The organism is Nocardiopsis sp. KDC1DS13DA1 (assembly GCF_055632325.1).
Genome location: NZ_JBVMUY010000035.1, coordinates 105776 through 132664, shown reverse-complemented (window position 1 = coordinate 132664; position 26889 = coordinate 105776). Strand labels below are relative to the sequence as shown.

Sequence of the window (26889 nt, the reverse complement as noted above, 5' to 3'; positions counted from 1 at the left end):
GCCGAGAAGGAAGCACACCGCCTCCCAGGCGCCCGAACACGGTCCGAAGCGCAGCGGAGGACCAGGACGAACACAGCCCGGGCGCCGGCGGGGTGCTCATGGATGGGGGCTGCGCCGCAGGCGTCCGTTGAGGGTGGTGGCGGGCGACGGGCGGGCAGCACACCGCCTCCCAGGCGCCCGAACACGGTCCGAAGCGCAGCGCAGGACCACAACAAACACAGCCCGGGCGCCGGCGGGGTGCTCATGGATGGGGGCCGCGCCGTAGGCGTCCGTTGAGGGTGGTGGCGGGCGACGGGCGGGCAGCACACCTGCCCCGAGGACGCCCGGACCCGGTCCCAAGCGCAGCGCAGGACCACGGCGGGCACAGCCCCGGTCAGACGGCCTCGGAGCCCATCAGCGGGACGTCCCGGCCCACTCCGGTGATCCGCAGACCGTTGGAGGTGGCCTCCATGTCGGTGACGGTCAGGCCGAAGGGGAGTTCGGGCGCCTGGACGCTGAAGCTCAGCATGCCCTCGACGAGGCCGGGGTCGATGGGCGTCTGGCCCAGTTGCACGTCCACGGGGGTGAGCCGCACGGTGTCGCCCTCGACGGTGAACTCGCCGCCCGCCGACACGGAGGTGCTCAGACCCAGCTCCGGAAGGGCCAGCTCGCCCGTGATGCGCGGCTCGCCGCCCTCGGTGGTGACCGTCATGCCCTCGGGAAGGTGGGAGTTGAAGTAGGAGTAGGGGACCACGAAGGACCCGTCGACCGTCCCGGCGACGACCTCGGGCTGGTCGAGCAGCTCGGCCAGGGGCGCCCGGACGTCGCTCGCGGACGCCTCGATCTGCTCGACGGTCACTCCGGCCGTGGCGACGCTGTCAGCGGTGATCGTGATCCGCGAGTAGTCACCGGTGACGGCCTGGGGCAGGAACGCCCACCCCTCGATGGCCACGTCCGGTTCCTCGGCCATGTCCAACCGCTGGGCCATCCGCTCCGAGACCACACCCTCCGCGACACCGCGCAGCGCCACGTCGGCGACCACCACCGCGACTCCCAGGAGCAACAACAGGACGACGAGGAACTTACGCATGAGTCCCAGCACACTTTCTTTCGCTCAGGCGCGCCTGTCGGCCGGTTCGTCCCACCGGTCTAGGTCACACGCCGTCGGCACCCGATGGGGCCGGTCATGAAAAACCTGTAGGGAAGGGTACTTCACCCGGAATGCGACGTCGCGGGCCTCATGATGGTTCGTCGACGTCGGCCGACGACACCGGTTCGAGACCTCGCGCCGCGGGGAACCGCGTGGTGTCCCTGGCTGGAGGGGCCTCAGCCGGGCATCAGCATGGCGGCGAGGCCGTCGCTGGCCGAGGCGCCGGAGAGGGAGAGTTCGATCACGTTGGTGGCGACCACGTGGGTGGCGCTCAGGCGGGCGAACTCCAGGGTGTGCGGCTGGCGCTCGTGCTCCTCGCGGGCGAGCTCGTCGCGGTAGATCGCGTAGACGATCCGCTGGAGGGGGGCGTTGGGCACCGTGTGGCACGCGAAGAGGAGGGTGTCCGGCTCTTGGTGGGCGACCTGGTCGACGACGGCGTCGGCGATCTGGTCGAACCCGTCCTGCCGCCCCTCGGCGAGGGTGTAGATGGTGATGACGCCGCGCAGCCGCGACGGTGCCCGGCGCGGCGGCGGGGCGTCGTGGCGGTCGTCTTCGGGCGCGGGGTTGCGACGCCTGCGGCGCACGGGTTCCTCCTGGGGATCGGCGTAGGACTCGAAGGGCTCGTCGGCATCGTCGTAGCCGTCGTAGGGGCCCTCGTCATAGGAGTCCCCGCCATCGTAGGGCTCCTCGTCGTCGTAGGGATCCTCATCCTCGAACCGGTCGCGGCGGCGCGCTCCCACGGCCACCGCCGAGGCCCCCCAGAGGGCGGCGACGGAGCCGAGCATCAGCAGCGGGCCCAGGGCACCGAGCCCCAGCCGGCCCACGACCACGCTGAGCACGGCGGCCAGTGCGACCAGTCCGACCACCGCCAGGTCCGGGAGCGGTCGGCTCCGGCCGGGCCGGCGCAGGATGCCGACGACCGCGCAGACGAGGAGGACCAGGACCAGGATGTGGACCGCGCCGACGAGCCACTGGGGGATGATGTCGTAGTGGTCGGCGAACGCCGGGTAGGAGCGCCCGAACTGGCTCCTGACCCGGTCGACGGACAGGACCACCAGCGGAACGATCGTGAGGGCGCTGAGGAACAGGCGTGCGGTGAACCGGCCCTGCGCGGAGCGCACGCCGTACTCGACCGCGCCCCAGGCCATGTACAGCGGGGCCAGGAGGCTGACGCCGATCTGGTAGAGCCGGAAGGTGAGCGGACCGAAGTCCAGGATCGTGCCGAGCACCGCGGCGCTCAGGCCGACCGCGACGCCGAGGGCGGCGACCAACCAGCCGACCCTGGCGATACCGGGGCGGCGCTGGGCGTACGCGGCCAGGGCCGCGGTGGCGCTCCAGGCCACCAACGCGCTTGTGAATGCCAGTCCTACCGTCACCATCCCGACCATCATGCTGCACGTTCACAGGTGGATGTGCACGTCACGAGCGCCGGGGAGGTCAGTGTGGAGGAAGATCCCGCAGAGTGGCGGCACAACCCGCCCATCCGGATGTGACCTTCATCACCAGGATTGCACCGGAGCTCCGGTGACCACATGCGACTCACCGGTGCCCGTAGGCTCGGATCAGCGGGGAGCGTCACCCCGGACATCGGAGGGCCGCCTCCCCCAGCCGAGCCAGGAGAGAACCGTGCCGTACGACGCGCCGCGCCCGCCCTCGGCGGGGCCGGGAGCCGCATTCTTCGACGTGGACAACACCCTCATGCGGGGCGCGTCGATCTACCACTTCGCACGGGGCCTGGCGTCCCGGGACCTGTTCACCACCCGCGACCTGCTGCGGTTCGCGTGGGGGCAGACGGTGTTCCGGGTGACCGGCGCCGAGCAGCCCGACCACATCAACGCGGCGCGCGAGGCGGCCCTGGCGTTCGTCGCCGGGCACGACGTGGGCGACCTGGTCGCGCTCTGCGAGGAGATCTACGACGACTCCATGGCCGACCGCATCTGGGAGGGAACCCGCAGGCTCGTCCAACGCCATCTGGACGCCGGGCAGCCCGTGTGGCTGGTGACGGCCACGCCGGTCGAACTCGCCCAGATCATCCGCAGACGCCTGGGACTGACGGGGGCGCTGGGCACCGAGGCCGAGTGCGTCGACGGCGTGTACACGGGGCGGCTCAACGGCGACCTGATGCACGGACCCGCCAAGGCGGTGGCGGTGCGCGCCCTCGCGCGGAAGGAGGGATGGGACCTGACGGCCTGTTCGGCCTACAGCGACTCCTCCAACGACCTCCCGCTGCTGTCGCTGGTCGGCCATCCGCACGCGGTCAACCCCGACGGTGACCTGCGCAGGTACGCGCGCACCCACCAGTGGCCGGTGCACGACTTCCGCAGACACAGAAAGGCACTGAAGGTGGCCGTGCCCGCGGCCGTGGCGGGCGCCGTGGCCGGGGGCGTGGCGATGCGCGCGGTCCGGCACCGCCGCCGGGCCTGAGGTCCGCCACCCGGAGCGGTCACCCCAGGGGGTTTCGTTCGGGCGCCGCCGGGGTTCCACGAGATCGAGGCTGCGCCGTGGGCGTCCGTTGAGGGTGGCGGTGGGCGACGGGCGGGCGGGTCGAGCCGCGACCGGGGAACACGGGTCAGGCGGGGATGAAGAATCCCTGTGTCCGGGGCGCCCGGACACGGGCCGAGGCGAGGCGGCGGCCCGGACAGGACACGGAGCCTCAGCGCCCCAGCGTCGCCCGGGCGAGGGCGAGTACGTGGACGGGACGCAGCCCGGGACCGCGCGGAGGCTGGGCGGCGGCGCGGGACGAGGCGTAGGACTCGAAGGCCTGCGCCGAACTGTAGGCGGGCGACCAGCGCAGGACGCGCTCCAGGGGGGCGGTGTCCCAGCGGGAGGCGTTCACGGCGGCGCGGACGGTACGCGAGGCGTTGGCGCTGGCGTAGGCGATCCGGCCGTTCCGGGCCAGGCCTCGCAGCATCCTGAGGCCGGAGGCGGGCACCGGGAGGCGCTGGCCGCCGACCCTGTGCAGGCAGTGCGAGAGCGGCACGGAGTCCTTGCCCGCGAGGTCGAAGAAGCCCGTCTCCTGGCTCAGTGCCATCCGCACGAGCGCCTCGGCTCCGTCGTCCTCGTGGAGGAAGCGGACACGCGGGTCGTGGCCGAGGACGGTCGGGACGACACGGGAGTCGAGGTAACGGGTGAGGGGGGTGTCGGTGGAGGGCCCGATGAGGTTGGCGAACCTCAGGACCGCCACGGAAAGATCCGGCCGGCGCCGCTGGAGGCCCCGGGTGTGCCGCTCGACCTCGGCCGCGTCGTCGGCGTCGAGGGTGGCGCTGGAACGCACCACGAGCCGCCGGACGGACGCGGAGCGCTGGGCGGCGGTCAGAGCGCGCATCGTGCCCAGCAGGTGGTCCTCGCGGTGGGGACCGCGGTCGGCGTCGAGCCCCAGGTGGAGGACGAGGTCGGCGCCGGAGTCGGCGACGATCTGGGGGAGGCTCTCGTCGTGCAGGTCGACGTGGGCGTACTCACGACGCGAACCGCCGCCGTCGGTCTCCTCCGCCCCCTCCGGCGAGTAGGCCGACCACCCCGTACCGGAGGGCGGAGCGGAGTCCACCCCGACGACCCGGCGCACACCGGGCGCCCCCTCCAGGGTCCGAGCGACCCTGGCAGCCATGGGGCTGGAGACACCGGTGACGAGTACGACACGAGTCATGGCGACACGTTCCTTGGAAGACGGGAGCCGAGATTCCGGGAGGTCAACGACCGTTCACGAGGAGGTGAAACGGAGGTCGTGACCCGTGAACCACAACAGTGGCCCGCCCGGAAAATTCCTGCGCGCCGCTCGACACCACAGGAGAGGGTGGTGTCTCCGCGTCCGAGGGCGCGCTCTGGGCCCGCCCACGCCCGCGGAGAGACGACGTTCGCCGCGACCGGTCCTACTTCTTGTTGCGACGCGCCACACGCGTGCGCTTGAGCAGCTTGCGGTGCTTCTTCTTCGCCATCCGCTTACGGCGCTTCTTGATGACGGAACCCATGGGATCACCTTCTCGCTGACTAGAGTGCCGGACATGCCGCACCAGTGGGCGGTGCCTACCGGCATGGAGCTCGGATGCGGTCGCCGTGCCCGCGGGGCACCGACCTGTGCCGGGCGCGGGGTGGCCCGTGCGGCCGGGGCGGACCCCGGTGAGGCCGACGGCTGAGGCGTACGCCCACCGCACCCGAAGCCCCAGCTTACCGGTACGGGCACGCGGTCAGGGTCACGCCCCCGGGAGAGCCATACCGTCCGAGTACAGCTCGGCGGCCGGTTCGGCGTAGCTGACGCTGGTCAGCCGCTGGTCGGCGAAGGTCAACGACGTGACGCTGGCCAGGTTGCACTCGCGCCGGTCCGGGCGGTGCCACAGGTGCTTGTGCTCGGCGGCCCGGCGGGCCATCCAGATCGGCAGCTGGTGGCTCACGCACACCGCCTCACGGCCCCACGCGGCCTGGCGGGCGGCCCGGATCGCCTCGGCCATGCGGGCGACGATCCGGGTGTAGGGCTCCCCCCAGGACGGGCGGAACGGGTTGTACATGCGACGGATCACCCGTGGGTCGCGTACCGAGCGGGCCGACAGCGACATGCCCTGGAAGTGGTTGGCGGACTCGATGAGCCGGTCGTCCAGGGCGACGGGCAGGTCGAGCCGCTTCTGGAGCGGGACCGCGGTCTCCTGCGTGCGGTCCAGCGGGGAGGAGAACAGGGCGGCCACGTCATGTCCGTCGAACCACTCGGCGGCCAGCTCGGCCATCTGCTGGCCCCTGTCGCTGAGGTGGAAGTCGGGCAGCCTGCCGTACAGGATCCTGTCGGGGTTGTACACCTCGCCGTGACGCAGCAGGTGCACGACGGTGGTCGTCGTCATCGTGGTCGTCCTTCGTGTGCTGAACTCGTGGGCGCGCCGGGCTAGCCCTGGGCCTCCGCAGCGGCACGGGCCGCACGGGGCAGCGCCGAGACCACGCGGTCGATCGCGGTGTCGTCGTGGGCGGAGGAGAAGAACCACGCCTCGAAGGCCGCGGGCGGCAGGTAGACACCCTGGTCGAGCATGGCGTGGAAGAAGGCGGCGAACGCCGAGGTGTCGGTGGTGCGCGCCGTGTCGAAGTCGTGGACGTCCCGGTCGGTGAAGAACACCGTGAAGAGGTTGCCGCCGCCCTGGACCCGGTGGGGGACACCGGCCTCGCTGAGCGCCTTGGAGACCTCGGACTCGACCTGCGCCGAGACGCGGTCGATGTGGGCGTAGACCGCGGGGGTGGCGCCGCGCAGCGTGGCGATTCCGGCGGCGGTGGCCAGCGGGTTCCCGGAGAGGGTCCCCGCCTGGTAGACGGGCCCCTCGGGGGCGAGGCGGTCCATGACGTCGGCGCGGCCGCCGAAGGCCGCGGCGGGCAGGCCGCCGCCCATGACCTTGCCGAAGGTCATGAGGTCGGGGGCGACGCCCTCCAGGCCGTACCAGCCGGACGAGCTGACGCGGAAGCCGGTGAGCACCTCGTCGAGGATGAGGAGGGCGCCGTTGGCGTGCGCGATCTCCTTGAGGCGGGCGTTGAACCCGGCCTTGGGCGGGACGACGCCCATGTTGGCGGGGCAGGCCTCGGCGATGACGCAGGCGATCTCGCCGCCGTGCTCGGCGAAGGCGCGCTCGACGGCGTCGAGGTCGTTGTAGGGCAGCACGAGGGTGTCGGCGGCACTGGCTCCGGTCACGCCGGGGGAGTCGGGGAGGGCGAAGGTGGCCAGGCCCGACCCGGCGGCGGCCAGGAGGGCGTCCACGTGGCCGTGGTAGTTGCCCGCGAACTTGACGATCTTGCCGCGACCGGTGAAGCCGCGCGCGAGGCGGATCGCGGACATGGTCGCCTCGGTACCGGAGTTGACCAGGCGGACCTTCTCCACGGGGGTGCGCTCGACGATGAGCTCGGCGAGCTCGACCTCGCCGGGGGTGGGAGCGCCGTAGGAGGTCCCGGCGTCGACCGCGGAGTGGAGGGCCGCCACGACGGAGGGGTCCGCGTGACCGAGGACGAGCGGCCCCCAGGAGCACACGAGGTCGACGTACCGGCGCCCCTCGCTGTCGGTGAGATAGGGGCCCTCGCCCTTGACGAAGAAGGGCGGGGTGCCGCCGACGGCGCCGAAGGCGCGCACGGGGGAGTTCACACCGCCGGGGACGACGGCGGCGGCACGCTGGAAGAGCTCTGCGGAAGTCTGTTGAATACCCACGTCACCAGTGTGTCAGTTGCGTCCGGTCCGGCGACCGTGACCCGCCCCGTACCGCGTCCGGTGACGCCGGTGCTCAGTCCCCGGGGAGGGACCGGACCGGTGGCGCGGACGCGGGCTCCGGGACCACCGTGGGCGGTGGAGCCGCCGGGCGCGGGCGCCGCGGGCTCAGACGCCCGCGAGGGTCCGGTCCCGGGGCTCCCCGTCCTCGGACGCGGGGCGCAACCGCGCCTCGGCGCGCAGCAGCGGGCGCAGCGGGGCGATCCGCGCGAGCCGTTCGACGAGCACGGTCAGGGGTCGGGCCAGGGCGAGTGAGACCAGCGTGGCCACGAGCGCGCCGACGAGGAGGCCGACGGTCACGTCGTGGGGGTAGTGGACGCCGACGACGACCCGGGAGAAGGCCTCGACCGCCGCGAAGACGGCGACCACGACGGCGATGCGGCGCCAGGCGATGACGAGGACGGCGGCGCAGGCCCCCGCGATGGCGGCGTGGTTGCTCGGGAAGGACCAGTCACCGGCGGGCGGGCAGGTGGCGACGGCGGGCAGGTCGGGCATCGCCTGGCAGGGGCGCTGCTGTGCGACGACCTCCTTGAGCGAGCGGCTGACCAGGTAGGCGATGACCGTGGCGACGGGGGCGAACAGCGCCAGGCCGACCGTGCGCGCGTCGATGGAGCGCGCCCTCCACCACGAGGCGACGAACAGCAGCGCGAACACCCCGAGGAGCAGTTCGGTGCCCACGTCGAAGGTGTGCTGTATCCGGGGGTCGAGTTCCGCGACCGCTCCGACCACGGCTCGCGACCATTGGGCGCTGACGGCGACGATCTCCGAGACCATCTCTCTCCACAGGGGTCGATCGGGGAAGAACCGCACGCTCGGGGGAACGCTGGACAGCCGGAAAGCGACCAACAGGTGACGGGATTCCCACGGGAAAATGAAGGGAAGGCCCTTATCCTGCCATCGAATACGACCGATTCGCGCCCTCTGCGGCGTCACATCGACGAAGGAGTCGGGTGATCCCGACCGAAGACGGTTTCCTACCGGTGAGTAGCTTTGGTGGCGTACACCTTTCTCCACCCACGGGAGTCGGCATGACCACGAACTTCACCACCGCGGACCTCATCGACGACCACGGCGACACCCTGCGCAGCTGCTCCACGCAGTTCCGGCGGTTCGGCGGACGCCCCGTGTTCTCCGGTCCCCTCCGCACCGTCAAGTGCCACGAGGACAACGGCCTGGTCAAGCAGGTCCTCAACACACCCGGTGACGGCGCGGTGCTGGTCGTGGACGGCGGCGGCTCCCTGCGCTCGGCCCTGATGGGCGACATGATCGCCGAGGCCGCCGTGGCCAACGGCTGGGCGGGGGTGGTGATCCACGGCGCCGTCCGCGACACCGTCGCGCTGGGCGGACTCGACCTGGGGGTGAAGGCCCTGGGCTCCAACCCGCGCAAGTCCGCCAAGGACGCCGCCGGTCGGCTGGACGTTCCGGTCACCTTCGGGGACGTCACCTTCGTGCCCGGCGAGTGGCTCTACAGCGACGAGGACGGGATCGTCGTCAACGCCGAGCGCGTGTAGGCGCGCGGGGCGGGCGGCGGGATCCACCGCCCGCTCACCCCCTCCGCGTCCTCAGGTGGTGGACCACGATCCCGGTGACGATCGCCGGGACCAGCAGCAGTGCGCAGGTGACCACCACCACCGGGTGCGGCACCAGCAGCCCCGCGACGGCGACGGCGGCTCCGTACCCGGCGACCGCGGTCCCGACCGGCCACCGGGCGCCCCTCCACCAGGACACCAGGGCGTTCTCCGGGGATGCCGCGGGCTCGGCCCGCGCTAGGAGCAGTCCGACCGCCGCGAACAGGGCGCCCACGCTCACGCCCGTGATCCGCTCGACGGGTACCTCCCGCCCCGCCGCGTCGAGGACGACCGTCGCGTGGACCGTCAGGAGGAACACCGACAACAGGACGAGGACCGTGTCCATGGCCCGCGCCGTGCCGTGCGGCGTCAGCGCTCCGGGAAGCTCCAGCCACCGCTGCCACCGCGCGCCCAGCGCCGGGAGGACCGACAGGAGCACCGCCAGGAACAGCACCGTGGCGGGCATGACACCCGTGAACAGCCACCTCGGGGCGAACGTGGGTCCGGTCCCCCTCGTGCCGGTGCGGACCACCTCCGGAAGGTCGGGCCACGCCGCCCAGGAAACGGCCGCCATGAGACCGGCACAGCCGATCGAGAACACCGCCCCGAGCACCGGAAAACCCGCCCTGAACTGCGTTTCCGTCATGAATTCCACGACCCTTCCCGTACCGCTGAACGTTCGTGGGAAAGACGCTAGGAAAAGGTCCTCCCCGGGCGCATCGACCGTGTGGAACGGTGCGGTCACCTCCCCGTGCGCCGCGCGGCGTGCCAGAGGTCACGGTCCCGGACGTGACCCGGGCATGACCCCGTGCCACCGGAGCGCGGCGCCCGGCACGGCTACCCTCGGGGCATGCCGACACCCGGTTCCCTCCCCGACCTGTCCGGCTGGATCGCCCTGCGCGCAGACCGCCCGCCCCGGGCCCTGCACGCACTCTTCTGGGGGGCTTCTCTGCTCACGCTGGCGCTCTACGCGCTGGTCCTGGGACGCGGGGAGACCCTCCCCCCAGCAGGCACGCGGGCCGAGATCGTGGTCGCGGCCAGCCTGGCCGCCCCCCTGCTGTGCTGCGCGCTCTGGCCCCTCCTGCCCTGGTCGCCCGGGGCCTCCCGGCTCCGTCGGGCCGCCAGCGGCGCCTTCCTCGTCCTGTCCGTGCTCGGCTGCCTGGGCAACAACTACGTGACGTTCCTGCTGGTGTGCGTCGCCACAGTGAACGCGGTGGCCGTCTTCGGACCGCCCGGCTGGTTCGCCTACACCGGCTGCACCGTGGCCCTCCCCGTGGCAGTGGCCCTCGCCCTCCCCCAGGTGGCGCTCTGGGAGTCCCTGGTCGCGGCGGGCCGGCTGGGCTTCCTGTCCGTGGTCTGCGGAACGGTCTTCACCGCCCTCGTCGTCGCCGCCCGCAGAGCCGAGCGCACGCGCGAGGTCCTGGCCGAACTGGAGGAGGCCCACGCGGAGCTGCGCCGCCGGTCCCGGCGGGTCCGGGAGCTGACCGTCGCCGAGGAACGCGCCCGCATGTCCCGGGAGATGCACGACAGCACGGGCCACTACCTGACCGCGCTCACCCTGGCCCTGTCGAACGCCCTGCGCTTCCGCGAGGCCCGGACCGAGGCCGCCTGGGCGGAGGTGCGCCAGGCTCGCGACCTGGCCCGTGAGGCTCTGACCGACACCCGTCGCTGGGTACGTGCCCTGCGCCCCCTGAGCCTGGAGGGACGGGCGGGACTGGCGGCCATGCGCGCGATGGCCGACTCCTTCGACGGCGGCGGCGTGCGTGTGGTGTTCACCGCCACCGGGAGCTGGCCCGAACTGTCCGGGGAGGCCGAACTGGTCTGCTACCGCGCGCTCCAGGAGGGGCTGACGAACGCGCTCCGGCACTCCGGGGGAGATCGGATCGAGGTCGTCGTGGCCGCGCGCCCCGACGGGGTGGCGGTCCGCGTCACCGACAACGGCCGGGGCGCACCGGAGGAGGCCGCGGCCGACGGCTTCGGCCTGCGCGGCCTCGCCGAGAGGGCCGAGGCCGTCGGCGGCACCGTCCGCGCCTCCTCCCCGCCCGAGGGGGACCGCGGCACCGGGTTCCGGCTCCGGGTGGAGGTTCCGGCCGGCCCCGCCATGACAGGCGGGACCCCCGAGACGGCCGGGTCCGGCGGCGCCGGACCCGCCACCGCGCCCGTGGGACCGGAGGGTGTCCGGGAGGGTGCCGCGTGAGCCGGGTCCGCGTGCTCGTCGTCGACGACCAGGCGCTGATGCGGCAGGGCCTGCGCAAGCTCCTGGAGATCGAGGAGGACGTCGAGGTGGTCGGGACCGCCGCGGACGGGGTCGAGGCCCTGGAGCTCCTGGCGGCGGCCGATCCGCCGCCGGACGTGGCCCTGGTGGACGCGCGTATGCCCCGCATGGACGGGATCGAGCTCATCACGGCGATGCGCGACCGGCACCCCGGGGTGGCGGCGATCGTCCTCACCACGTTCGACGACGACGCGCTGGTCGTCGGCGGCCTACGCGCGGGGGCGCGCGGCCACCTGCTCAAGGACGTCCCGCCGGAGGATCTGGTCCTGGCCGTCCACCAGGCGGCCCGGGGCGCCACCGTGCTCGGCGCCCCGGCCGTCCGGAGCCTGGTCACCGCGCTGGGCGACGCCGGACCCGCGACCGCCCGCCCGTCGGACGCCCCCGCGGCCCCGGAGTCACCGCTGTCCGCGCGGGAGGGGGAGGTGGCCCGCCTCGTCGGGACCGGCGCCACGAACCGGGAGATCGCGCGCGCCCTGTTCATCACCGAGGGCACGGCCAAGAACCACGTCACCGGCATCCTGCGCAAGCTCGGACTGCGCGACCGCACCGGCCTGGCCCTGTGGGTCAACGGGCGCGGCCGCTCCTGAGGCGGCGGCCCCTCGCGGAGCGTGGGCCGCGCGCCTCAGAGCACCGACACCGACGCCAGGACCGCGTCGACGACCGCGTCGCCGGTCTCCTCCTCGGTCGCGGCGACCGACTCGTTCACCACGGCGAACAGCATGGTGTAGGTCGGCGCCCCGGTGTCCACGACCAGCATGGAACCGTGGAGCGAGGGCGAGAAGCGCAGGTCGACCCGGGTGGTGTCGGGGCTCCCGGGCACGTCGTGGGGGCTGACGGCCTCCTCGTCCCACACGTCGGCGGTCCCGCTGACCGAACCGAAGAGGGACTGGTACAGGGTCGCGAGGTCGGCGCTGCCTCCCGTGACCGTCCCCCGGGCGGTGATCACGCTGGTGTAGGCGACGATCGTGCCGTCGGGCCGGGTCAGCGCGTGCGCGGTCTCGGCATCGGGGCCGTCCGCCGTCATGGACATGTCCGGGGGCAGGGACTCCAGGGGCTCCCACCCGGCGGGAACGCCGAAGGTGATGCCCGCCGCCGCCACCCGCGGTCCGCCCAGGTCCGCGCGGCCGGGGTCGGCGGTGCCCTCCGCCGCCTCGGCCTCGGCCCCGGGGTCGGCTCCGTCCACGACGGCCGGGGTCCCGTCCGCACGGCCCTCCCGCGCCGACTCCGCCGCCGACGCGGCGATGTCCGCACCGGCCCGGACGGCGCCGAAGACGAATCCGCCGCCGGCCGCCGCCAGGAGCACGACGACCGCTCCGCCGACGACGACCGCGGTCGGGACCCGGCGCCCGCGGCGGGCCCGCGGCGCTCCGGGCGACCGCCCGGGCGGTCGCTGGGCGCCCGGCGCAGGGCCCGGCACCACGGCGGGGTCCTGGGAGGCGTACGGGGACGGCGGTACGGATGGGGGCGGGGTCTGTCCATTCACCCGGACGAACCTATGCCATCGTCCCCGTGGCCGGTCCGCCGGGCCGGTTCCGGTCCGCGGACGCTCCGGTCGCCGGTCCGGTCAGCGCCCCCTCCCGGCGAACTCCTCGCTCGCGTCCGCGAGGATGTCGAGCACCGCGATGGGGTCCGGCAGCGGCACCGATCCGCCCTCGTCGTAGGGGGCCCGGATCCAGGTCACCCGGCCTCCGGACGGCAGTACCGACGGCGCGCCCAGGACGAAGCTGTCCCGGCAGTGCCACCGCAGGCCGGGGGTCGCCTCCACCGTCTCCGGAACGCAGTCCAGGTGGCACGACCACCACTCGTCCTCGTCCACCGGTGAGCGCGTCGCCACGAAGAACAGGTACCGCGAGGACTCCACCGCCGCGACGGGGCCCGCCGGAACACCCGCGTGGCTCATCCGCGCCAGCGCCATCACACCGGCCTCACGCGGCACGTCGAACACGTCGAAGACCCGACCGGTCGGCAGGATCACGTTCGCGTCGGGGGAGGCGGTCCACCACCGGCGGATGGTGTCGGTGTCGGTGCTCGCCTCCACGCCCCACGCCATGGTGACCGGATGCGCCGCGGGGTCAGGGCAGCCCATCCGGTCACACGTGCACGCCCGGTCCTCACCGGGTGCGGCCCCGCGCACGACCGGCCAGCCCAGCCGTGCGTAGCGGAGCGCGGACTCCATCATGTTCTCGGTCGTGTGCCGCCTTCTGCGTCGATACAGCACACCTGTCATGGAGCCCCCCGCTGGTCGGTCGTACGTGTCCGGACGCGGCCGGTGGCTGGTGGCCCGACGCCCGGTGGCCGCGACCGGAGGCGTGAGGGCCCGGTCCCTCACCGCAGCAGGCGTGCCGCCTCGGTCGCCCAGTACGTGAGGATCTGCTCGGCCCCCGCCCTGCGGTAGGAGGTGAGCGTCTCGACGATGACGCGCTCGCGGTCGAGCCATCCGCGCTCCGCCGCCGCCTCGATCATCGCGTATTCACCGCTGACCTGGTAGGCCGACACGGGTACCGGCGAAGACTCGGCGACCTTGGCGACGATGTCGAGGTAGGCCAGCCCCGGTTTGACCATCACCATGTCGGCGCCCTCGGCGACGTCCAGGGCGACCTCGCGCAGCGCCTCGCGCGCGTTGGCCGGGTCCTGCTGGTACCCGGAGCGGTCCCCGAACTGGGGCGCGCCCTCGGCCGCCTCCCGGAACGGCCCGTAGAAGGCGGACGCGTACTTGGCGGCGTAGGCGAGGATCGGCACCCCCGGGTGACCGGCGCCGTCGAGTCCCGCGCGGATCGCCGCGACCTGGCCGTCCATCATCCCGCTGGGCGCCACCACGGCGGCGCCCGCCTCGGCCTGGGCCGCCGCGATGGACGCGTACCGCTCCAGGGTGAGGTCGTTGTCCACCTGACCGTCGGTCATCAGCGGGCCGCAGTGGCCGTGCGAGGTGTACTCGCACAGGCACAGGTCGGCCATGACCACGATGTCGTCACCGACCTCGGACGCCAGGTCCCGCAGGGCCGCCTGCACGACGCCGTCCGGGTCGTCGGCGGCCGAACCGCGCTCGTCCTTCTCCCGGGGGATGCCGAACAGCATCAGCCCGCCGACGCCCGCCGCGGCCGCGTCGGCCGCCGCCTCGCGCAGGCTGTCCCGCGTGTGCTGCACCTGGCCGGGCATCGAGGAGATCGGCGCCGGCTCGGTCAGCCCCTCCTTGACGAACATCGGCAGGACGAGGTTCTCCGGAAGCACGCGGGTCTCCGCGACGAGGCGGCGCAGCGCGGAGCCCCGGCGCAGTCGGCGCGGCCGGACCGCGGGGAACGCGGCGTCGTGGCTGGAGGCGGTCATGTGGGATCTCCCCGGTGGTCGTCGGATGCGGGCGGCTCAGAGCTTGCGGCGGCGACCGCGGCGCTTCTGGCTCGGCTTCAGGACGGGCTTGCCCGCCTCGACCGCCTCACGCCGCTTGGCGGCACCGTACTCCGACAGCGCGTCCACGAGGGCCGAAACGGAGGGTTTGGCCGCGACGACGTCGACGCGCAGCCCGAACTCGACGGCGGTCTTCTCCGTCTCCGGGCCGATGACGGCGATGGCGGTCGTGTTGTGCGGCTTGCCCGCGATACCCACGAGGTTGCGCACCGTGGAGGAGGACGTGAACAGCACGGCGTCGAACCCGCCGCCCTTGATCGCCTCGCGGATCGGCGCGGGCGGCGGGGCGGCGCGCACGGTGCGGTAGGCGGTGACGTCGTCGACCTCCCACCCGAGGTCGCCGAGGCCCGCCGACAGGGTCTCGGTGGCGATGTCCGCGCGCGGCAGCAGGACCCGCTCGATGGGGTCGATCTCGGCGTCGTAGGGCGGCCACACCGACACGAGCCCAGCGCTGGACTGCACGTCGTCGGGCGGCAGCAGGTCGGGCTGGATCCCGAAGTCGCGCACGGCCGCGGCCGTGGCCTCCCCGACGGCGGCGACCTTCACCCCGGCGAAGGCGCGCGCGTCGAGCCCGTAGGACTCCAGCCGCTCGCGGATCGCCCGCACCGCGTTGACCGAGGTGAACGCCACCCACTGGTACCGGCCGGTGACCAGGCCCCGGACGGCGCGCTCCATCTGCTGCGGCGTACGCGGCGGCTCCACGGAGATCGTGGGGACCTCCTCGGGCACGGCGCCGTGGCCGCGCAACTGCTCGGACAGGGCGGCGGCCTGCTCCTTGGTGCGCGGCACGAGCACGCGCCAGCCGAACAGCGACTGGGTCTCGTACCACGACAGTTCGGACTGGCGGCCCACGGGCGCCCCGACGACCATCAGCGCGGGCACGGTCAGGTGGTGGCCCTTGGCGTCCTTGGCCCTGAGCTCGGCGACCAGGCGGTTGAGCGTCGAGGTGACCGTGGTCTGGCGGGTGGTGCCGCCCGCGCGCACGACCGCCACGGGCGTCGTCGGCGGGCGCCCGCCCGCGATGAGGGTCTTGCACAGCACGTCGATCCCGGGGCCCTGGTGTGCGGCGGTCTCCCCGGGGGGCGCGTCGGCGCCCAGGATCACCAGCGTGGCGTCGCTCGCGGCCGCCTCGTGCCAGTCGACCTCGGCGCCGCCGTGGTCGCGGGCGTTGAGGATCCGCGCCTCGGGGTTCCCGTCGTTCAGCAGCGGGATGCCCGCGAAGGTCGGCACGGAGGTGACGGTGGAGACCCCGGGGACCACGTCGACGTCGATCCCGGCCTGGTGGCAGGCGGCGACCAGTTCCCCGCCCCGGCAGCCGAAGAACGGGTCGCCGGAGTACAGGCGCACCACGCGCTGCCCCTCGCGGGCGCGCGTGACGGCGAGGGCGTTGACGTCGCCGCCGCACTCGTCCGCCTGGATCACGGACACGTCGTCGGAGCAGTGCGCGAGCAGCCCCTCGCGGAATCCGGCGAGCTCCTCCCGGGCCGGTTCGTTGAGGGTGATGACCACGTCGGCGCGGCGCAGCATGTCGGCGCCGCGCAGCGTCAGCAGATCGGCGCTGCCGGGGCCGGAACCGACCAGCGCCACGTGTCCGGACCGCGTTGCGGCGCGCGACTCCTCGGGCTGGGGGTTGGCGTTGGCGTTCACGTACTGGCTCCTCGTGTGTGGGTCGCCTGCTCCCGGGGTGCGGGGTTCCGGGGCGGTGGCGGTGCGGCGGGACCGGGCGTGCGGGCGGTCCGCCGGCTGGCTCCTACTGTGTCTCGTCCCTCTCGGTGAAGGCCGCGGCGACGATGCCGTCGGCGCCCTCGGCGATCATCTCCCGTGCCAGGTCCCGGCCGAGCCCGGTGGCGGCGGCCAGGTCCTCGGGTGAGTCGAGGTCGATCACGCGCTCCCGGCGCACGGCGGTGCCGCCGTCGGTGGCGACCACGGCGGCGCGCAGCCGGAGCCGGCCGTCCCGGTACTGGGCGTAGGCGCCGACCGGCGCGGCGCACCCCGCCTCCAGTTCGGCCAGCACGGTCCGCTCCGCGACGACCTCGGCGCGGGTGGGAGCGTGGTCCACGGCGGAGAGGTGCGCCAGGTCCCCGGCGGCGCGCCCGGCGGCGCACTCGACGGCGAGGGCGCCCTGCCCCGGCGCGGGCAGGATCTGCTCGGGGTCGAACACCTCGGTGACGTCGTCGAGGCGGCCGACCCGGCCGAGGCCGGCGTAGGCCAGGACCACGGCGTCGACCTCCCCGGAGGCGATCTTGCCCAGGCGGGTCTCGGCGTTGCCGCGGATGGGGACGAAGGTCAGGTCGGGGCGGAGCGCCGCGAGCTGGGCGGCGCGGCGCGGGGAGCCGGTGCCCACGCGAGCGCCCGGCGGCAGGTCGGCGAACTTGAGGCCGTCGCGGGCGCACAGGGCGTCGCGCGGGTCGTCGCGTTCGGGGATGGCCGCGAGCGTGAGGCCGTCCACCGGGGCCGTGGGCAGGTCCTTGAGCGAGTGGACGGCGAAGTCGATCGTCCCGGCCTCCAGTTCGTCGCGCAGGGCGTTGACGAACACGCCGGTGCCGCCGAGCTGGGTGAGCTGGGCCTTGGTGACGTCGCCGAAGCTGGTGATGAGCACCAGCTCGATCGCCTGCCCGGTGCGCTCGGTGATCGCGTCCGCGACCATCTGGGACTGGGTGGTCGCCATGGTGCTGCGACGGGTGCCGAGTTTGGCGGTGGTGCCGGTCATGCCTTCTCCTGCGCGGAGCGCTCCGCATGGGTCTGTGCCGCGGGGGCGGCGAGCGCCTCCGGGGTCTGGGGGTCGAGGTCGAACAGTTCTCTGAGGGCCGCCTCGTAGGACTCGCCGTCCGGCGCCTTGGCCAGTTCCTTGACCCGCACGGTGGGCCGGTGCAGGAGCTTGTCGGCGACCCGGCGCATGGCGCGGGTGATCTCCTCGCGCGCCTTGGGTCCGAGGTCGTCGGGCAGGCGGCCGTGCAGGCGGGTCAGCTCCGCCTCGACGACGTCCTGCGCCTGGGCGCGCAGGGCGACCACGGTCGGGGTGACCTGGTTGGCGCGGCGGACGGCGCCGAACTCGGCGACCTCCTCCTCCACGATCCCGCGGACGAGGGTGAGGGACCCGGAGCGGTCGGTGCCGCCGGTGCCGGTGGCGGCCGCCTGGCGCAGGTCCTCGATGTCGACCAGGCGCGCCCCGGGCAGGTCCCGCACGTGGGGGTCGATGTCGCGGGGCAGGGCGAGGTCGAGGAAGACCAGGGGTCTGTGGCGCCCCTCGGCGGCCGGGGCGACGGCGTCGGCGGCGAGCACGAGCCCCTGGGCGCCGGTGCAGGAGATGACCAGGTCGACGTCGGCGAGGGCGGCGGCGGCACGGTCGAAGGGCACCGCGTGGGCGTCGACGGTGTCGTAGGCCTCGGTGAGGCACTCGGCGAGTCGGGCCGCGCGCTCGTGGGTGCGGTTGGCGACCACCACACGGCTGGCGCCCTGGCGGGCGACGGTGTTGGCGGACAGGGCGCTCATGGAGCCCGCGCCGAGGACGAGAACACGGACACCGGACAGCGTCGCGGGGGCGGGCCGGGCGACCCCGGTGCCGGAGACCGCGGAGGGGGTGGAGTCGGCGGGGGCGGCGGGGGCACCGGACATGGGGCAGCCCGCCGGGGCGACGACGCCCTCGGCGGGGGTGGTGCGGTCGACGGTGACCTCGGCGGGCTCGGGGGCGGCGGGGGCGCCGAGGTGGCGCAGCGCCTCGCCGAGGCCGAAACTGACCATGTCCGCCCCGGCGTGGTCGAGGTGGGTCTCGGTGTGGGCGCGCTTGCCCACGCGCAGGGCGCGCTGGCCGAGGTCGTTGAGCACCCGGCCGACGGTGGCGTGCTCCTGGCCCTCCTTGAGGGCGTCGCGGACCTGGCCGAGGATCTGGCCCTCGCCGACGACCATGGAGTCCAGGCCGCAGGTGACGGAGAAGAGGTGCTGGACGGCGCGGTCCTCGTAGTGCACGTACAGGTGCTCGGAGAGCTCGCCCAGGGGGACACCGGTGTGCCAGGAGAGGAGTTCGGTGACGGTCGCGACGCCGCCGTGGAAGGTCGCGACGTCGGCGTAGACCTCCGTGCGGTTGCAGGTGGAGACCACCATGACCTCGTTCACGGAGTCGGAGCCGAGCATGTCGCCGACCGCCCTGGTTCGCGTCTCCCCGTTCAGTGCGACGCGTTCGAGCAGCGCCACCGGTGAACTCCGGTGGCTCAACCCCACGGCCAGGACACTCATCCGATCTCTCCCATGCGTCCTATGCGGGCCTACACAGCTTCTCTCCATACTCGGGTACGGCTCGCCAGCCCCGTGTGCGGCCCCTCCCGAGACGCGGCGCACGCTCGCTCGTCGCCGCTCATGCAGGCCTCACGGCCCCGGTGTCGGTCTCACGTCAGTTCCAGTCCCGCCGTCCGCGCGTCGCGGCCGTCGCCGTCGGCCCTGCGCTGCGCGTGGAAGGCCAGGATCTGGAGTTCGATGGACAAGTCGACCTTACGCACATCGACCCCGTCCGGCACATTGAGCACCACGGGCGCGAAGTTGAGGATGCTGGTCACCCCCGCCTCCACGAACCGGCTCGCCACACCCTGGGCGGACGCCGCCGGCGTCGCTATGACCCCGATGGACACGCCCTTGGAACGCACAACCTCCTCCAGGCTGTCAATATGCCGCACCTGGATGGACGCCACACTCCGCCCGACCACCCCGGGGTCGGCGTCGAGGAGGGCCGCGATACGGAACCCGCGCGAGCCGAAGCCCCCGTAGTTGGCCAGTGCGCGCCCCAGGTTGCCGATGCCGACGATGGCCACGGCCCAGTCCTGGGTGAGACCAAGCTCACGCGATATCTGGTACACGAGGTACTCGACCTCGTACCCCACGCCGCGCGTTCCGTAGGACCCGAGGTGGGACAGGTCCTTGCGGAGCTTGGCGGAGTTCACACCGGCGGCCGTGGCGAGCGCCTCGGAGGAGACGGTGAGGATCCCGCGTTCCTGGAGTGCCTGGAGTGCGCGGAGGTAGACCGGCAGCCTGGCGACGGTGGCTTCGGGGATTCCCCTCTCCCGGGGCCGGTGTGGACGACTGGTCACAGGCGGGCGCTCCTGAGCGGCTGTGGTGCGGACGGGGTGCGGGCCTTGATCGGCGCGCCGTGGGGGCCGGTGCGTCGTCCTTCCCCGACTGGTCTGTGCCCCACAGATTACGTGCTTGTGAAAGCGCGCACAAAGTGGGGTGCCCTGTGAGACCCGCTCCATAAGTTCCCACCCGCCGCGGCCCCGGACCCGCACAGAGGAACGGCGCACCGCGGCGCATTCCCCCGCGCGAGGTCAGGGGGCGAACAGTGGTACGGGCAGGCGGATTCCGCGTCGCGCGCGCCCTCCCCGGCCGCTTCGGGGAAGGCCGCCGCCGCACCGGGAACCGGTATGGCCGAGACGGGCATTCCGGACGTCCGGCGGGAATCCGATGGGAAGATTTGTTGCGCTTCATCCGCATTCTCCGGAAAAGTCGCATCCCTTCCCGCCGCGGAGTGGCGCGGCGGCCCCTCAGGCACGCAGCGCGGTGCGCAGACGGTTCTCCGACACCCGCCAGAAGTCGTGTCGGCGCCCGTCCACGAAGGTCACCGGGATCTTGTCCCAGTACTCCTCGCGCTCGGCCCCGCTCACCTCGTCGAGCCGTACCTCGGCCCGGGTCGCGCCGACGTCGGCGGCGACCCGCTCGACGACCGACCACGCCTCCTCGCACAGGTGGCATTCCGGCTTGCCGAGAACGACGACGCGCGCACGCCGCGCCCATTCCGGTGTTTCGTCCATGTCTCCTCCGTGTTCCGAACCGTTTTCGACGGGCTCACCCTCCGGCGAACGGCGGTAGGACCTCGATCACAGTGCCGTCCGTGACGGCGACCTCCCCGTGCGCCCGCCGACCGACCGGCCGTTCGTCGACCAGGAGCGACGAAGCCCCGAGAACACGCTGGAAGCGGTCGTCGGGGTGCAGCCGACACGCCGCCGCCAGGGCCTCCGCGAGCGTCCCCGCCTCGACGTGTTCCTCGGCCGTTCCGGCCGCTTCCTTGGCCGCGGCCCAGTACCTGATAGTGCACTTCGCCATCTGTTGATTATCCTTGGTGTTGCTCGGAGGCGACGTATTCGACAAATCTTCACCGGGGGCAAAGGCGCCTTCGATCGTCCGCATCACGCGGGTTTGACGAGAAGAGACGCATGAGCCATCTGCTGCTACTGACGAACTCGAACGAACCGTCCGACCACGTGCTGCCCGCTCTCGGACTCCTCCTGCACTCGGTGCGGGTGGCGCCCGCTGAGGCTGGCGCGCTCCTGGCCTCCGGTGGCAACGGGAGCTCCAGCGCTCCCGTCGACGCCATTCTGGTCGATGCGCGAACCGACCTGGCAGCCGCCCGGAACTTCTGCCGCCTGCTCGACACCACGGGGCTGGACTGCCCGCTGCTGGTCGTCCTGACCGAGGGCGGCGTCGCGGCGCTGACCCCGGACTGGCAGGTCGACGACTTCATCCTGACCAGCGCCGGACCCGCCGAGGTCGAGGCGCGGCTCCGTCTGGCCGTGGGCTCGGCCGACGCGGGCTCCGACGACCCGGACGAGATCCGCCGCGGTGACCTGGTGATCGACGAGGCGACCTACATCGCCCGGCTGCGGGGCCGCATCCTGGACCTGACCTTCAAGGAGTTCGAACTCCTGAAGTTCCTGGCACAGCACCCCGGCCGCGTGTTCACGCGGGCGCAGCTCCTCCAGGAGGTGTGGGGGTACGACTACTTCGGCGGCACCCGCACCATCGACGTCCACGTCCGGCGCCTGCGCGCCAAGCTCGGCTCGGAGTACGAGTCGCTCATCGGCACCGTGCGCAACGTGGGTTACCGCTTCGTCCCGGACCCGGTGGCCAAGGCCGCCCCGGGGCAGGGCGAGGGAGCCGAGTCGCTGCCCGCCGCCCGGACCCCGGAGAACAGCGGGGCGTAGCGGCGGCGGAGCGGCCGCGCGGGGAGCACGGTCGGCACGACCGGGACCGACGGGGTCCCGGTCGCCGTCCCGCGCGCCCCAGGTCCCGCTCCCCGGAACGGTCACCCCCCCGGGGGTCACCGTTCGGGCGCCGGCGGGGTGCTGCACGACGAGGTGAGCCGCGAGCGAGGTACGAGCGGCAGGCGAAGCCGAGAAGGAAGCACACCGCCTCCCAGGCGCCCGAACCCGGTCCGAAGCGCAGCGCAGGACCACAACAAACACAGCCCGGGCGCCGGCGGGGTGCTCATGGATGAGGGCTGCGCCGCAGGCGTCCGTTGAGGGTGGTGGCGGGCGACGGGCGGGCGAGGCGAGCCGCGTAGCGAGGTACGAGCGACAGGCGAAGCCGAGAAGGAAGCACACCGCCTCCCAGGCGCCCGAACACGGTCCGAAGCGCAGCGCAGGACCACAACAAACACAGCCCGGGCGCCGGCGGGGTGCTCATGGATGGGGGCCGCGCCGCAGGCGTCCGTTGAGGGCGGTGGCGGGCGACGGGCGGGCAGCACACCTGCCCCGAGGACGCCCGGACCCGGTCCCAAGCGCAGCGCAGGACCCAGGCAAGAACGGTCACCCGGAGTAACCACCCGTGTGAATTCGTGTGCTTGGGGCACTCGTCTTCCGGGCTCACACGCTCTAGGATTCGTGGAGTACCCCGAGCCGGGTGAGGGCTGGCGCGGTGCCACTCCCCGAGCCGGGTGCGTACCCTCGTCCCGGCGCGCCACGTAGGAGTGAATCGCACCGATGCCCACCCCCGCCGCGAGATCCCCGTTCACCGCGCATCCCCGACGCCTGGGCCTGGCGATCGGCACCACCTTCGTCGGATCCAGCCTGGTCGCCGTGGTGGCTCCGGCCTATGCCGAGCCCTCCCCCTCGGCGGAGCCCGGCACCGACACCCCCTCGGTCGCCGTCGCGTTCCACCACACCTCCAGCGAGGTGGAACTCGGGTCAACCGCCCCGGCCAACCCCGTGACCGCCGCCAACACGGGCGACCTCGCCGTCTGCCTGATCAGCCTGTCCGCCGGGGCCCCGGACTTCCGCGTCGACGGGTTCGAACCCCGGCGCCTGGAACCCGGCGACCGCGTCCCCGCGGGAGAGGTCAACGGCGCCCCCAGGGAATCGGTCGACGTCGTCGCCACCCTCACCTACGCCCTCCCCGACGAGCAGGGCGGCTGCACGGCCCCCGGCACACCCACCAGCGTCGTCACCGGGGCATGGTCGATCACCGTGCTCGACCCCCGGCCCACGGAGAGCCCCTCCCCGAGCCCGGACCCGACCGGGTCCCCGTCGCCCAGCCCCGACCCGACCGGGTCCCCCTCCCCGACTCCCTCACCCACTCCCAGCCCGAGCCCGACGCCGAGCCCGAGCCCCACGGAGAGACCCTCCCCGAGCCCCACGGAGCGGCCCTCGCCCACGGGCACCCCCAGCGAGGGGCTCGGCTCCGAACCGACCGACGACGAAAGCCCCGCCCCCACGGCCACCGACGACGGCCGGGAGGGGAACCCGGCCTCCACCCCCACCTCGCGGGACACGTCCCCGCCCCAGGCCCCCCGCCCCGGTGTGGGCTCTCCGCCCACCACCGGCGGCGACGTCCCCACCATCCCCGACGGTGCGGCGGACCTGCCCGACCTCTCCCCTGGCGGTGAGGACCTCGCCGACCTGCCGTTGGTCACCCCGTCCGACGACGACATGGGGGCGACCGAGGTGGCCGCCGACCACTCCGACCTGCGCCCGTCGATGGCACCGTCGATCCTGCTGGCCGCCATCCTCCTGGCCCTGCTGCTCGCCACCCCCCTGGCACCGGCCCGCCGCGTCCGGACCGGCTCCGGTTACCAGGGCAGGCGCCGCCGCTCCTGACCGGTCACGCCGGTCACGCCGGGCCGCTTCCACCGACCGCGCCCCCGCCGTCGTAGGCTTTCGATCATGAGTACCCCGCACGTCACCGACGACCTCGGCGCGGACCCGGCCGACCAGGTTCTGGCCCTCGCCGAGGCCGCCCGCCGCGAGGACGGCGTCGCCCCCCTGTCGGAACACACCATCCTGCGTGTCCGGCACGGCGCCCCCGCGGGCAGCAGCCGCTTCCACGTGGTCACCCGGGACGACCGGGTCGTGGGCTTCGCGTTCGTCGAACGCGTCGAGGGCGAACCCGACTCCGGTGAGCTCGTGGTGGACCCGGCCCACCGCGGCCGCGGCCACGGCACCGCGCTCCTGCGCTCGGTCCGCGACGACGCCGGGCCCGACGGGGTGCGCGTCTGGGCGCACGGCCGCACCCCCCAGGCGGTGTCGGTGGCCGAGGGGGACGGTTGGCGCGCCGTCCGTGAACTGCACAAGATGCGCATGCCGCTGCGCGACCTTCCCGCCGACGTCCCGGGCGGCCCCCGCACCGCACCGGAACTGCCCGAGGCCGCGCTCCGGCCCGAGGTCGCCGACCGGGTCCGGGTGCGCGCCTTCGTCGTGGGCCAGGACGAGGAGGCGTGGCTGCGCGCCAACGCCCGCGCCTTCGCCGACCACCCCGAGCAGGGCCAGCTCACCCTCGACGACCTGCTCCAGCGCGAGGTGGAGGACTGGTTCGACCCCCAGGGCTTCTTCCTCGCGACCGCCTCCGACGGTTCGGTCGCCGCGTTCCACTGGACCAAGACGCACGCCGACGGGGCCGGGCTCACCGACGGCGAACCGGTCGGCGAGGTCTACGTCGTGGGCGTGGACCCCGACTGGCAGGGGACGGGGCTGGGCCGCACGCTCACCCTGGCGGGCCTGCACCACCTGCGCGACGCCGGGCTGCCGTGGGTGCACCTGTACGTGGACGGTGACAACGAGGCCGCCGTACGGCTCTACGCCTCCCTCGGGTTCGAGGTGTGGGACACGGACGTGATGTACGCGCCGCCGTCGGAGGGTGACGGTCCCGTGTCCGTCTGACGTGCGTGGGGTGCGGGACATCACATTCACCACCCGAACCCCTTGGCGCCACGGGAGTGCGACGTGCCGTTCACCTCCCGTTCACCTTCTCTGGGACAACTGGTCACCTGCCACGCCTACCTTCGCACTCGGCGCGGAAGGGCCAAACCGCGCGTGGTGACCGTGACAACACGGCCACCGACCGGCTACCTCTGGGGCGTGGCGGACCGCATCGAAGCACCGCGGCCACCCGACCCGGATCCACGGCACCCGGAGCCGCCGCGCCACCCGCGCGGGCCGACCCGGCACGGCCCAGGTGACCAGCCCTGACACCCTTTCCGAACCGGAGCCAATCCATGACGACCACGGACGCGCCCCAGGCGGCACCACCGCCCGCGGGCAAGCGCCGGATCGGCGACGCCGTCTTCGCCGGGCTCGCCCGAGGCTCGGGCCTCCTCATCCTGCTGATCCTCGCCGGGGTCGCCGCCTTCCTGGTCATCCAGGCCTGGCCCTCGCTCGCCGCCAACACGGCGGGCTTCCTCACCACGCAGGAGTGGGACGCCAACGTCCGGGAGAGCCCCGCGTTCGGTGTCGCGGCACTGGCCTTCGGCACCGTCCTCGCGGCGGCCATCGCGCTGCTGCTGGCCACCCCGATCGCGGTCGGTATCGCGCTGTTCATCGTCTACTACGCGCCCCGCCGCCTCGCCTCCGTGCTCGGCTACCTGGTCGACCTGCTCGCCGCCATCCCCAGCGTGGTCTACGGCCTGTGGGGGATCGGGTTCCTCGCCCCGCAACTGGTCCCGGTCTTCCGCGGCCTGACGGAGTACCTGGGCTGGATCCCGCTGTTCGCCGGCCCCGCCTCCACCTCCGGTCGTACGATCCTCACCGCCTCCGTCGTCCTGGCGGTCATGATCCTGCCGATCATCACCGCGATGTCGCGCGACGTGTTCAGGCAGGTGCCGCAGGGGCACCGCGAGGCCGCGCTGGCCATGGGCGCCACCCGCTGGGAGATGATCCGACTGGCCGTGCTGCCCTTCGGCCGCTCCGGCGTCGTCGGCGGCTCGATGCTCGGCCTGGGCCGCGCCCTGGGCGAGACCATGGCCGTCGCGATGATCCTGTCGCCGTCGCTCGCGATCTCCTTCGACCTGCTCCAGAGCGGCAACCAGACCATCGCCGCCCACATCGCGCTCCAGTACCCGGAGGCCACCGGGTACGGCGTGTCCGCGCTGATCGCCGCCGGTCTGGTCCTGTTCGCGATCACCCTCGCCGTCAACATGGGCGCCCGCTACATCGTGGCGCGGGGCAGCAAGGAGTCCTGATGAGCACGACGACCACGCAGCCCCCCGGCCCCGGGACCGGCTCGACCGGGGACGCGCTCCGGCAGGCGTCCCTGCCCCGCTACTTCCCCGCCGCGCTGCTCGCCTCCTGTGCCGCCGTGGTGGCCGGGGTCCTCCTGGCCTTCTCCTCGTTCGGCGCCGTGCTGTGGGCGCTGCTGACCGCGGTGTCCTACGTGGTGATCACCGTGACCGCCGCCGCGCGCGTCGAGGGCGGCCGCAAGGCCACGGACCGGTTCGTCACGTCACTGGTGTACGGCTGCTTCCTGCTCGCGCTGGCGCCCCTGGTGTCGGTCCTGTGGACCGTGCTCCAGAACGGCTTCGCGCGCTTCGACGGGTACTTCCTGTCGGTGTCGATGAACGGCGTCCTGCCGAGCATGGACGCGGGCGGCGCCTACCACGCGATCGTCGGCACGCTGGCGATCACCGGGATGGCCACGCTGATCTCCGTGCCGATCGGCGTCATGACCGCCGTGTACCTGGTGGAGTACGCCGAGGGCCGGATCAAGCGGGTCATCACCTTCTTCGTGGACGTCATGACGGGCATCCCGTCGATCGTCGCCGGCCTGTTCGTCGTCGCCCTGTGGATGGTGCTGTTCGGCCCCGGCCGCACCAACGGAGCCGCCGGTGCGATCTCCCTGGCCGTGCTGATGATCCCCGTCGTGGTCCGCTCCAGCGAGGAGATGCTGCGCCTGGTCCCCCGCGACCTGCGCGAGGCCTCCTACGCGCTGGGCGTGCCCAAGTGGCGGACGATCACCAAGGTGGTCCTGCCCACCTCGGCCGCCGGTCTGACCACCGGGATCATGCTCGCCATCGCGCGCGTTATCGGGGAGACCGCGCCGCTGATCCTCACCGCGGGGTCCTCGGCCGTGTCGATCAACTGGAACCTGTTCGACGGCCAGATGATGAGCCTCCCGGTCTTCATCTACTCGCAGGTCCGCATGGGCGGTGCCGTCAACTACGAGCGGGCCTGGGCCGCGGCGCTGACGCTGATCCTGACGGTGATGCTGCTGTTCTTCCTGGCCCGGATGATCGGCCGCGCGTTCGCACCGAAGTCCTCCCGCTGACCCG

General features: G+C 73.3%; 26 protein-coding genes. 9 read left to right on the top strand and 17 right to left on the bottom strand.

Features of this window, described 5'->3' with window-relative positions; translation table 11 throughout:
• Positions 1–373: 373 nt before the first annotated feature.
• Positions 374–1069 carry an LmeA family phospholipid-binding protein gene (locus tag ACTVAJ_RS23410; RefSeq protein ID WP_470390388.1) on the bottom strand — a complete coding sequence of 232 codons (696 nt, stop codon included), beginning with the start codon at positions 1067–1069 and terminating at the stop codon, positions 374–376.
• Between the two features lie 236 nt (positions 1070–1305).
• Positions 1306–2475, bottom strand: coding sequence for a putative quinol monooxygenase (locus tag ACTVAJ_RS23405; protein WP_470390531.1), 1170 nt, complete (start codon positions 2473–2475; stop codon positions 1306–1308).
• A gap of 280 nt (positions 2476–2755) precedes the next feature.
• Between ACTVAJ_RS23405 and ACTVAJ_RS23400 the strand changes: the two genes are divergently transcribed.
• The gene (locus tag ACTVAJ_RS23400; RefSeq protein WP_470390387.1) at positions 2756–3553 is read left to right on the top strand and encodes an HAD family hydrolase; all 798 of its coding nucleotides are present in this window, start codon (positions 2756–2758) and stop codon (positions 3551–3553) included.
• 229 nt (positions 3554–3782) lie between these two features.
• Here ACTVAJ_RS23400 and ACTVAJ_RS23395 read toward each other — a convergent pair whose 3' ends face one another.
• From ACTVAJ_RS23395 to ACTVAJ_RS23375, 5 genes are all read right to left on the bottom strand, one after another.
• A complete protein-coding gene (locus tag ACTVAJ_RS23395; protein ID WP_470390386.1) occupies positions 3783–4772 on the bottom strand; it encodes a Rossmann-fold NAD(P)-binding domain-containing protein in 990 nt (329 codons plus the stop codon).
• Between the two features lie 223 nt (positions 4773–4995).
• Positions 4996–5094 (bottom strand): 30S ribosomal protein bS22, encoded by a 99-nt coding sequence (locus ACTVAJ_RS23390; RefSeq protein ID WP_013155353.1) that lies wholly within the window; start codon positions 5092–5094, stop codon positions 4996–4998.
• A 222-nt stretch (positions 5095–5316) separates the two neighbouring features.
• Positions 5317–5952 (bottom strand): histidine phosphatase family protein, encoded by a 636-nt coding sequence (locus tag ACTVAJ_RS23385; RefSeq protein WP_470390385.1) that lies wholly within the window; start codon positions 5950–5952, stop codon positions 5317–5319.
• A gap of 41 nt (positions 5953–5993) precedes the next feature.
• Positions 5994–7289 (bottom strand): glutamate-1-semialdehyde 2,1-aminomutase, encoded by a 1296-nt coding sequence (hemL, locus tag ACTVAJ_RS23380; RefSeq protein WP_470390384.1) that lies wholly within the window; start codon positions 7287–7289, stop codon positions 5994–5996.
• A gap of 165 nt (positions 7290–7454) precedes the next feature.
• Positions 7455–8120: a phosphatase PAP2 family protein gene (locus ACTVAJ_RS23375; RefSeq protein ID WP_470390383.1), complete on the bottom strand. Its 666-nt coding sequence runs from the start codon at positions 8118–8120 to the stop codon at positions 7455–7457.
• 254 nt (positions 8121–8374) lie between these two features.
• Between ACTVAJ_RS23375 and rraA the strand changes: the two genes are divergently transcribed.
• Positions 8375–8857, top strand: a complete 483-nt coding sequence (rraA, locus tag ACTVAJ_RS23370; RefSeq protein WP_470390382.1) for a ribonuclease E activity regulator RraA — start codon at positions 8375–8377, stop codon at positions 8855–8857.
• Positions 8858–8891: 34 nt separating this feature from the next.
• Here rraA and ACTVAJ_RS23365 read toward each other — a convergent pair whose 3' ends face one another.
• On the bottom strand, positions 8892–9560 hold the full coding sequence (locus ACTVAJ_RS23365) for an SdpI family protein (protein WP_470390381.1): 669 nt from the start codon (positions 9558–9560) through the stop codon (positions 8892–8894).
• Between the two features lie 204 nt (positions 9561–9764).
• Here ACTVAJ_RS23365 and ACTVAJ_RS23360 point away from each other — a divergent pair, with 204 nt between their 5' ends.
• On the top strand, positions 9765–11111 hold the full coding sequence (locus ACTVAJ_RS23360) for a sensor histidine kinase (protein ID WP_470390380.1): 1347 nt from the start codon (positions 9765–9767) through the stop codon (positions 11109–11111).
• Positions 11108–11776 carry a response regulator gene (locus ACTVAJ_RS23355; protein WP_470390379.1) on the top strand — a complete coding sequence of 223 codons (669 nt, stop codon included), beginning with the start codon at positions 11108–11110 and terminating at the stop codon, positions 11774–11776. Before ACTVAJ_RS23360 ends, ACTVAJ_RS23355 begins: the two co-directional genes overlap by 4 nt.
• A gap of 35 nt (positions 11777–11811) precedes the next feature.
• Here ACTVAJ_RS23355 and ACTVAJ_RS23350 read toward each other — a convergent pair whose 3' ends face one another.
• The 9 genes from ACTVAJ_RS23350 to ACTVAJ_RS23310 all read right to left on the bottom strand — a co-directional run bounded on the left by ACTVAJ_RS23350 (position 11812) and on the right by ACTVAJ_RS23310 (position 20678).
• Positions 11812–12672, bottom strand: coding sequence for a hypothetical protein (locus tag ACTVAJ_RS23350; RefSeq protein WP_470390378.1), 861 nt, complete (start codon positions 12670–12672; stop codon positions 11812–11814).
• A gap of 81 nt (positions 12673–12753) precedes the next feature.
• Positions 12754–13368, bottom strand: a complete 615-nt coding sequence (locus ACTVAJ_RS23345; protein WP_470390377.1) for a bifunctional DNA primase/polymerase — start codon at positions 13366–13368, stop codon at positions 12754–12756.
• Between the two features lie 146 nt (positions 13369–13514).
• On the bottom strand, positions 13515–14513 hold the full coding sequence (hemB, locus tag ACTVAJ_RS23340; RefSeq protein ID WP_470390376.1) for a porphobilinogen synthase: 999 nt from the start codon (positions 14511–14513) through the stop codon (positions 13515–13517).
• Positions 14514–14549: 36 nt separating this feature from the next.
• A complete protein-coding gene (locus ACTVAJ_RS23335; protein WP_470390375.1) occupies positions 14550–16238 on the bottom strand; it encodes a bifunctional uroporphyrinogen-III C-methyltransferase/uroporphyrinogen-III synthase in 1689 nt (562 codons plus the stop codon).
• Between the two features lie 103 nt (positions 16239–16341).
• Positions 16342–17301, bottom strand: coding sequence for a hydroxymethylbilane synthase (gene hemC / locus ACTVAJ_RS23330; protein ID WP_470390374.1), 960 nt, complete (start codon positions 17299–17301; stop codon positions 16342–16344).
• A complete protein-coding gene (locus tag ACTVAJ_RS23325; protein ID WP_470390373.1) occupies positions 17298–18824 on the bottom strand; it encodes a glutamyl-tRNA reductase in 1527 nt (508 codons plus the stop codon). Before ACTVAJ_RS23325 ends, hemC begins: the two co-directional genes overlap by 4 nt.
• Before the next feature lie 149 nt (positions 18825–18973).
• Positions 18974–19669 (bottom strand): redox-sensing transcriptional repressor Rex, encoded by a 696-nt coding sequence (locus ACTVAJ_RS23320; protein ID WP_470390372.1) that lies wholly within the window; start codon positions 19667–19669, stop codon positions 18974–18976.
• A 450-nt stretch (positions 19670–20119) separates the two neighbouring features.
• Entirely contained in the window at positions 20120–20386 is a 267-nt protein-coding gene (locus ACTVAJ_RS23315) for a glutaredoxin family protein (protein WP_470390371.1), read from the bottom strand.
• Positions 20387–20420: 34 nt separating this feature from the next.
• A complete protein-coding gene (locus ACTVAJ_RS23310; RefSeq protein ID WP_470390370.1) occupies positions 20421–20678 on the bottom strand; it encodes a MoaD/ThiS family protein in 258 nt (85 codons plus the stop codon).
• A gap of 110 nt (positions 20679–20788) precedes the next feature.
• Between ACTVAJ_RS23310 and ACTVAJ_RS23305 the strand changes: the two genes are divergently transcribed.
• The 5 genes from ACTVAJ_RS23305 (at position 20789) to pstA (ending at position 26885) form a co-directional block, all read left to right on the top strand.
• The gene (locus ACTVAJ_RS23305; protein WP_470390369.1) at positions 20789–21556 is read left to right on the top strand and encodes a winged helix-turn-helix transcriptional regulator; all 768 of its coding nucleotides are present in this window, start codon (positions 20789–20791) and stop codon (positions 21554–21556) included.
• A 777-nt stretch (positions 21557–22333) separates the two neighbouring features.
• Positions 22334–23446: a hypothetical protein gene (locus ACTVAJ_RS23300; protein ID WP_470390368.1), complete on the top strand. Its 1113-nt coding sequence runs from the start codon at positions 22334–22336 to the stop codon at positions 23444–23446.
• 66 nt (positions 23447–23512) lie between these two features.
• On the top strand, positions 23513–24505 hold the full coding sequence (gene mshD, locus ACTVAJ_RS23295) for a mycothiol synthase (RefSeq protein ID WP_470390367.1): 993 nt from the start codon (positions 23513–23515) through the stop codon (positions 24503–24505).
• A gap of 335 nt (positions 24506–24840) precedes the next feature.
• Entirely contained in the window at positions 24841–25803 is a 963-nt protein-coding gene (gene pstC / locus ACTVAJ_RS23290; RefSeq protein ID WP_470390366.1) for a phosphate ABC transporter permease subunit PstC, read from the top strand.
• A complete protein-coding gene (pstA, locus tag ACTVAJ_RS23285) occupies positions 25803–26885 on the top strand; it encodes a phosphate ABC transporter permease PstA (protein WP_470390365.1) in 1083 nt (360 codons plus the stop codon). Before pstC ends, pstA begins: the two co-directional genes overlap by 1 nt.
• Positions 26886–26889: the final 4 nt, after the last annotated feature.

What these genes read in the sequence shown, in the direction of transcription:
- ACTVAJ_RS23410 (WP_470390388.1), bottom strand. Translation starts at nt 1,069, where the DNA reads ATGCGTAAGTTCCTCGTCGTCCTGTTGTTGCTCCTGGGAGTCGCGGTG.
- ACTVAJ_RS23395 (WP_470390386.1), bottom strand. Translation starts at nt 4,772, where the DNA reads ATGACTCGTGTCGTACTCGTCACCGGTGTCTCCAGCCCCATGGCTGCC.
- ACTVAJ_RS23390 (WP_013155353.1), bottom strand. Translation starts at nt 5,094, where the DNA reads ATGGGTTCCGTCATCAAGAAGCGCCGTAAGCGGATGGCGAAGAAGAAG.
- ACTVAJ_RS23385 (WP_470390385.1), bottom strand. Translation starts at nt 5,952, where the DNA reads ATGACGACGACCACCGTCGTGCACCTGCTGCGTCACGGCGAGGTGTAC.
- ACTVAJ_RS23375 (WP_470390383.1), bottom strand. Translation starts at nt 8,120, where the DNA reads ATGGTCTCGGAGATCGTCGCCGTCAGCGCCCAATGGTCGCGAGCCGTG.
- rraA (WP_470390382.1), top strand. Translation starts at nt 8,375, where the DNA reads ATGACCACGAACTTCACCACCGCGGACCTCATCGACGACCACGGCGAC.
- ACTVAJ_RS23365 (WP_470390381.1), bottom strand. Translation starts at nt 9,560, where the DNA reads ATGACGGAAACGCAGTTCAGGGCGGGTTTTCCGGTGCTCGGGGCGGTG.
- ACTVAJ_RS23360 (WP_470390380.1), top strand. Translation starts at nt 9,765, where the DNA reads ATGCCGACACCCGGTTCCCTCCCCGACCTGTCCGGCTGGATCGCCCTG.
- ACTVAJ_RS23345 (WP_470390377.1), bottom strand. Translation starts at nt 13,368, where the DNA reads ATGATGGAGTCCGCGCTCCGCTACGCACGGCTGGGCTGGCCGGTCGTG.
- hemB (WP_470390376.1), bottom strand. Translation starts at nt 14,513, where the DNA reads ATGACCGCCTCCAGCCACGACGCCGCGTTCCCCGCGGTCCGGCCGCGC.
- hemC (WP_470390374.1), bottom strand. Translation starts at nt 17,301, where the DNA reads ATGACCGGCACCACCGCCAAACTCGGCACCCGTCGCAGCACCATGGCG.
- ACTVAJ_RS23325 (WP_470390373.1), bottom strand. Translation starts at nt 18,824, where the DNA reads ATGAGTGTCCTGGCCGTGGGGTTGAGCCACCGGAGTTCACCGGTGGCG.
- ACTVAJ_RS23315 (WP_470390371.1), bottom strand. Translation starts at nt 20,386, where the DNA reads ATGGACGAAACACCGGAATGGGCGCGGCGTGCGCGCGTCGTCGTTCTC.
- ACTVAJ_RS23310 (WP_470390370.1), bottom strand. Translation starts at nt 20,678, where the DNA reads ATGGCGAAGTGCACTATCAGGTACTGGGCCGCGGCCAAGGAAGCGGCC.
- ACTVAJ_RS23305 (WP_470390369.1), top strand. Translation starts at nt 20,789, where the DNA reads ATGAGCCATCTGCTGCTACTGACGAACTCGAACGAACCGTCCGACCAC.
- ACTVAJ_RS23300 (WP_470390368.1), top strand. Translation starts at nt 22,334, where the DNA reads ATGCCCACCCCCGCCGCGAGATCCCCGTTCACCGCGCATCCCCGACGC.
- mshD (WP_470390367.1), top strand. Translation starts at nt 23,513, where the DNA reads ATGAGTACCCCGCACGTCACCGACGACCTCGGCGCGGACCCGGCCGAC.
- pstC (WP_470390366.1), top strand. Translation starts at nt 24,841, where the DNA reads ATGACGACCACGGACGCGCCCCAGGCGGCACCACCGCCCGCGGGCAAG.
- pstA (WP_470390365.1), top strand. Translation starts at nt 25,803, where the DNA reads ATGAGCACGACGACCACGCAGCCCCCCGGCCCCGGGACCGGCTCGACC.